The organism is uncultured Dechloromonas sp., from assembly GCF_945957265.1.
Lineage (GTDB): Bacteria > Pseudomonadota > Gammaproteobacteria > Burkholderiales > Rhodocyclaceae > Azonexus.
In genome coordinates this window covers 1-6,137 of sequence record NZ_CAMFKO010000066.1, presented here as the reverse complement: position 1 = coordinate 6,137, position 6,137 = coordinate 1, and the positions used below count along the sequence as shown (strand labels likewise).

Below are 6,137 nucleotides of genomic sequence, written 5' to 3'. Positions count from 1 at the left end.
CGCGCTCTTGCGCAACAGCGGAGAAACCGATACCGGCCAGCAGGGCCAGAACCAGAGACTTCTTGGCGATGTTTTTGATCATTGTTTTCCCTCGTTGAAGAAAATTTCGGAAATCTTTAACCCGTACAGCAACCAAATCACGGTTGTTGGCGGAATTCCAAACTATTCTGCCATAGCGCCAACGCAGATTCCAAGTCATTTTGCTTGGTTTTCCGTAAAGTTTTGTTGTCTACGCAACACTTTCCGGCCACCCATACGTGCGTAACGTGCTCCCGCCCGGCGACATGGACGACGTGCGATAGCGGATCGAAGCAGGGGCGGGTTTCCAGGGAGCCGAGCTCGATGGCACAAAGGTCGGCCTGTTTTCCCGGCGTGATCGAGCCGATCCGGTCGGCCATGCCGAGGGCCTGGGCGGCGCCGAGCGTGGCCATGCGCAGGACTTCGCGCGCCGGCAAGGCCTGGGCGCTGCCGCTGACGCCTTTGGCGAGCAGCGCGGCGAGGCGCATTTCACCGAGCATGTCGAGGCGGTTGTTGCTGGCGGCGCCGTCGGTGCCGAGACCGACATTGATGCCCATTTGTCGCATTTTTGCCACGGGGGCGAATCCGCTGGCCAGTTTCAGGTTGGAAGTGGGGCAGTGGGCGACGTTGCTGCTGGTCGTGGCCAGCAGTTCAAGGTCGTCGTCGTTGAGGTGGACGGCGTGTACGCCGATCAGGCCCGGGCCGAGCAGGCCGAGCCTGTGCAGGCGCTGCAGCGGGCGCAGGCCGTGCTGGCGCAGGCTGTCGTCGATTTCCTGCGCGGTCTCGTGGATGTGGCAGTGGATCGGCAGGTTGAGTTGTTCGGAGAGTGTCAGGATGCGTTCGAAGCTGGCATCCGAGACGGTGTATGGCGCGTGCGGGGCGAGGCAGAAGTTGATTAGCGGGTTGCCCAGCCAGTCCTGGCGGATGGCCAGCCCCTTGTTGATGTAGTCGGCGGCGTCGCTGGCGTAGGGCGTTGGGAACTCCAGCGCGGTGATGCCCAGCGTCGCGCGCATGCCGAATTCCGCGGCGGCGCTGGCGGCGGCATCGGGGTAGAAATACATGTCGTTAAAGCAGGTGGTGCCGCCTTTCAGCATTTCGGCGCAGGCCAGGCGGGTTCCGTCGTAGACGAACTGCTGGGAGAGGTGGGCTCCCTCGGCGGGCCAGATGTGTTTCTGCAGCCATTCCATCAGTGGCAGGTCGTCGGCGATGCCGCGCATCAGCGTCATCGCGGCGTGGGTGTGCAGGTTGATCAGGCCGGGGATCAGGATGTGGTCGTCGAGCTTGACGTGCGATACCGGCGCGTAGCGGGTGCGGGCTTCGCGGCTCGGCAGGACGGCCACAATCCTGTCCTGGTGAACGGCGACGGCATGGTTGCTCAGGGTGTTGTCCGAATCGACGGTGGCAATCCAACGGGGCTCGATCAGCAGGTCGATCTTTTCGGGTGTTGTTGTCATGAAAAACGGCGTCTGTGCGGTGGTGGGGGCGTGTTAAAATAGCAAATTACGCTCGATTCAACCAACAAAGTGCCGCTCAGGCGGTGCGGATGTGAGACATGGACCAATTCGCCAAAGAAACATTGCCGATCAGCCTCGAAGACGAGATGCGGCGTTCCTATCTCGATTACGCGATGAGCGTGATCGTCGGCCGGGCGCTGCCGGATGCGCGCGACGGCCTGAAGCCGGTGCATCGCCGGGTGCTCTACGCGATGCACGAGACGAACAACGTGTGGAACCGCCCCTTCGTCAAGTGCGCCCGCGTCGTCGGCGAGGTCATGGGTAAGTATCACCCGCACGGCGACTCGGCCATTTACGACACGCTGGTCCGCATGGCGCAGGATTTTTCGCTGCGCTACACGCTGGTCGACGGCCAGGGCAACTTCGGTTCCATCGACGGCGACAACGCGGCGGCGATGCGTTACACCGAATGCCGCCTGGAGCGCATTTCCTCCGACCTGACCGCCGATATCGACAAGGAAACGGTCGATTTCGAGCCGAACTACGATGGCAAGGAGCTGGAGCCGTCGGTTTTGCCGACGCGCATTCCGAACCTGCTGATCAACGGCTCGGCCGGTATCGCGGTCGGCATGGCGACCAACGTTCCGCCGCACAACCTGCGCGAAGTGGTGCGCGGCTGCCTGGCCTTGCTGGAAAATCCGGCGATCACCATCGACGACCTGATCGAGCTGATCCCGGCGCCGGACTTCCCGACGGCCGGCCTGATCTATGGCGTGATGGGCGTGCGCGAGGGCTACAAGACCGGTCGCGGCCGTGTCGTGATGCGGGCTCGCACCCACTTCGAGGATATCGGCCGGGGCGACCGCCAGGCGCTGATCGTCGACGAGATTCCCTACCAGGTGAACAAGAAGTCGCTGATCGAGAAGATCGCCGAGCTGGTCAACGAGAAGAAGATCGAAGGCATCTCCGACATCCGCGACGAGTCCGACAAGTCGGGCATGCGCATCGTCATCGAGCTGAAGCGCGGCGAAGTCGGCGAGGTCATCCTCAACAACCTGTACAAGCAGACCCAGTTGCAGGACACCTTCGGCATGAACATGGTGGCGCTGGTCGACGGCCAGCCGCGCCTGCTGAACCTCAAGATGGCGCTGGAATGCTTCCTGTCGCACCGCCGCGAGGTGGTGACCCGGCGCACGGTGTTCGAACTGCGCAAGGCGCGCGAGCGCGGCCACATCCTGGAAGGCCTGGCTGTCGCGCTGTCCAACGTCGATGAAATCATCGCCCTGATCAAGGCGGCACCGACGCCGCCGGACGCCAAGCGCAGCCTGATGGCGCGCGACTGGCGCAGCCCGGTGGTCGAGGACATGCTGGCGCGCGCCGCTTCCGACGCCTCGCGTCCGGAGGGGCTGCTGCCGGAATTCGGCTTGTCGGCGCAGGGTTACCGCCTCTCCGACGCCCAGGCGCAGGCGATCCTGGAACTTCGCCTGCAGCGCCTGACCGGCCTGGAGCAGGACAAGATCGTCGGCGAGTACAAGGAAATCATGGACAAGATCGTCGACCTGCTCGACATCCTGGCCAAGCCCGAGCGCATCACGGCGATCATCGTCACCGAGTTGAATGAAATCAACGAGCAGTACGGCGACGAGCGCAAGTCCGAGATCGTCCTGCACACCCAGGAACTCGGCATCGAAGACCTGATCACGCCGCAGGACATGGTGGTGACCCTGTCGCACGGCGGCTACGTCAAGGCCCAGCCGCTGGCCGACTACCGCGCCCAGAAACGCGGCGGGCGCGGCAAGCAGGCGGCGGCGATCAAGGACGAGGATTTCGTCGATCACCTGTTCGTGGCCAATACGCACGACTACATCCTGTGCTTCTCGAACCGCGGCCGCTGCTACTGGCTGAAGGTGTACGAGGCGCCGCAGGGCAGCCGCAACAGCCGCGGCAAGCCGATCGTCAATCTCTTCCCGCTGGAAGAGGGCGAGCGCATCAACGCCGTGCTGCCGGTCAAGGAATTCGCCGACGACAAGTTCATCTTCATGGCCACCCGCGACGGCACGGTCAAGAAGACGCCGCTGTCCGACTTCTCTAACCCGCGCAAGGCCGGCATCATCGCCGTCGACCTGCTCGACGACGACTACCTGATCGGCGTCGAACTGACGACCGGCCAGAGCGACATCGTGCTCGTTTCCGACGCCGGCAAGGCGGTCTGGTTCGACGAGGAAGACGTCCGTCCGATGGGCCGTGGCGCCCGCGGCGTGCGCGGCATGAAGCTGCAGCCGGGACAGACGGTGATCTCCCTGCTGGTCGCCGAGAGCGATCAGCAGACCGTGCTGGTCGCCACCGAGAACGGCTTCGGCAAGCGCACCGTGCTTGCCGACTTCCGCCATTCCGGCCGCGGCACGCAGGGCGTCAAGGCGATTGCCGATTCCGAGCGCAACGGCATGGTCATCGGCGCCAAGCTGGTCGATGACAACGACGAGGTGATGCTGATCACCACCGGCGGCGTCCTGATCCGCACCCGTGTCTCCGAAATTCGCGGCATGGGCCGGGCGACGCAGGGCGTGACCTTGATTTCGCTGGACGAAGGCGAGAAACTGGCAGGTCTGGAAAAGGTTGCCGAATCAGTGGCCGAGGTGGAAGCCGAGGCGGAAGCGGACGGCGTTGTCGCCGCCACCGACTCCGTCGATGCGACGCCGGGCGAGCAGCCTGCCGACAACAACGAAGGTGGAGAGGCCTGATGAGCCGTATCTGGAATTTCAGCGCCGGCCCGGCTGCGCTTCCTGAAGAAGTCCTCCGACAGGCGCAGGAAGAGTTGCTCGACTGGCATGGCGCCGGTTGCAGCGTGATGGAAATGAGCCATCGCGGCAAGGAATTCATGTCCATCCTCGACCAGGCCGAAGCCGACCTGCGCGAACTGATGGGCATCCCCGAGCAGTACCGGGTGCTCTTCCTGCAGGGCGGCGCGACGCAGCAGTTCGCGCAGATTCCGATGAACCTGCTGGCCGGCCGTTCAGCCGACTACATCGTCACCGGTTCGTGGTCGAAGAAGGCCCTGAAGGAGGCGCAGCGCATCGGCAAGGCGCGCTGTGCGGCGACCACCGAGGCCAGCAACTTCACCCGCCTGCCGTTCGCCAACGAAATCCAGCTCGACCCGTTCGCCGCCTACCTGCACGTCTGCACCAACGAAACCATCCACGGCATCGAGATTCCCGCCCACCGCATCGCCGATACCGGCGTGCCGCTGGTGGTCGACATGTCGTCGCACATCCTGTCGCGGCCGGTCAATGTCGAGAAATTCGGCCTGATCTACGCCGGCGCGCAGAAGAACATCGGTCCCTCCGGACTGACCCTGGTCATCGTGCATCGCGACCTGCTCGGCATGGCGCCCTTGTCCATCCCGACGGTGATGGATTACGCCGTGATGGCCGAGAACGGCTCGATGCTCAACACGCCGCCGACTTACGCGATCTACATCGCCGGCCTGGTCTTCCAGTGGTTGAAGCGGCAAGGCGGGCTGGAGGGCATGGCGGCGATCAACGACGAGAAAGCACGCATCCTGTACGAATGCATCGACCAGTCCGGCGGCTTCTACACCAATCCGGTCGATCCGGATTGCCGCTCGGCCATGAACGTGCCTTTCGTGCTCGCCAATGCCGAACTCGATGCCGTCTTCCTGGCCGAATCCAAGGCAGCCGGCCTGGCTTCGCTGAAGGGGCACAAGTCGGTGGGCGGCATGCGCGCCTCGATCTACAACGCCGTGCCGCTGGCCGGGGTACAGGCGCTGGTCGGATTCATGAACGATTTTGCCAAACGCAACGGGTAAGGGCATGAGCGATCAACCCCAGAACGATCTCCAGACGGCGCTTGCCGGCGTGCGCGCCGACATCGACCGTATCGACGGCGACCTGCTCAAGCTCCTCAACGACCGGGCGCGCTGTGCCCAGAAGGTGGGCGAGATCAAGGCGGAGTTCGGCGAAGCCGGCTTCATCTATCGTCCCGAGCGCGAGGCGCAGGTGCTGCGTCGCCTGCAGGAAACCAATGCCGGGCCGCTGCTCAACGAGAACATCACCTTCTTCTTTCGCGAAGTCATGTCGGCCTGCCTGTCGCTCGAACAGCCGCTCGGCATCGCCTTCCTGGGGCCGCTCGGCACCTTCTCCGAGTCGGCGGCCACCAAGCACTTCGGCCACGCCGGCCGTCTGCTGCCGCAAAGCTCGATCGACGACGTCTTCCGCGAGGTCGAGTCCGGGCATGCCCACTACGCCGTCGTGCCGGTCGAGAACTCGACCGAGGGCGCGGTCGGGCGGACCATGGACCTGTTGCTGCAGTCTTCGCTGAAGATTTGCGGCGAGGTGGTGCTGCGCATCCACCAGAACCTCCTGACCCGCGAAACCGATTTCAGCAAGATCACCAAGGTCTATTCGCATGCCCAGTCGCTGGCCCAGTGCCACGAGTGGCTGAACCGCATGCTGCCCCACGCCCAGCGCATTTCCGTGGGCAGCAATGCCCAGGCCGCCCAGAAGGCCGCCGAGGAGTCCGGTGTCGCGGCCATTGCCGGCGAGGCGGCGGCGGAGCGCTACGCGTTGCCCAAGCTGGTCGAGAACATCGAGGACGAGCCGAACAACACGACGCGCTTCCTGGTCCTCGGCAAGCACGATGCCGGCC

4 protein-coding genes and 1 pseudogene are annotated in these 6,137 nt (G+C 64.1%); 3 read left to right on the top strand and 2 right to left on the bottom strand.

Annotated features, from left to right (window positions below):
* Both Q0P59_RS19595 and Q0P59_RS19590 read right to left on the bottom strand, forming a co-directional pair.
* A pseudogene (locus Q0P59_RS19595) lies at nucleotides 1-199 on the bottom strand (hypothetical protein); the annotation flags it as partial.
* A complete protein-coding gene (locus tag Q0P59_RS19590; protein ID WP_295009556.1) occupies nucleotides 138-1,472 on the bottom strand; it encodes a TRZ/ATZ family hydrolase in 1,335 nt (444 codons plus the stop codon). The gene Q0P59_RS19590 and the pseudogene Q0P59_RS19595, both read right to left, overlap by 62 nt.
* 98 nt (nucleotides 1,473-1,570) lie before the next feature.
* Here Q0P59_RS19590 and gyrA point away from each other — a divergent pair, with 98 nt between their 5' ends.
* The 3 genes from gyrA to pheA form a co-directional block, all read left to right on the top strand.
* Nucleotides 1,571-4,213, top strand: coding sequence for a DNA gyrase subunit A (gene gyrA, locus Q0P59_RS19585; protein ID WP_295009554.1), 2,643 nt, complete (start codon nucleotides 1,571-1,573; stop codon nucleotides 4,211-4,213).
* Nucleotides 4,213-5,298, top strand: a complete 1,086-nt coding sequence (serC, locus tag Q0P59_RS19580; protein WP_295009553.1) for a 3-phosphoserine/phosphohydroxythreonine transaminase — start codon at nucleotides 4,213-4,215, stop codon at nucleotides 5,296-5,298. Before gyrA ends, serC begins: the two co-directional genes overlap by 1 nt.
* A 4-nt stretch (nucleotides 5,299-5,302) precedes the next feature.
* Nucleotides 5,303-6,137, top strand: an 835-nt coding sequence (gene pheA / locus Q0P59_RS19575; protein ID WP_295009550.1) for a chorismate mutase, incomplete at its 3' end; no start/stop codon positions are given.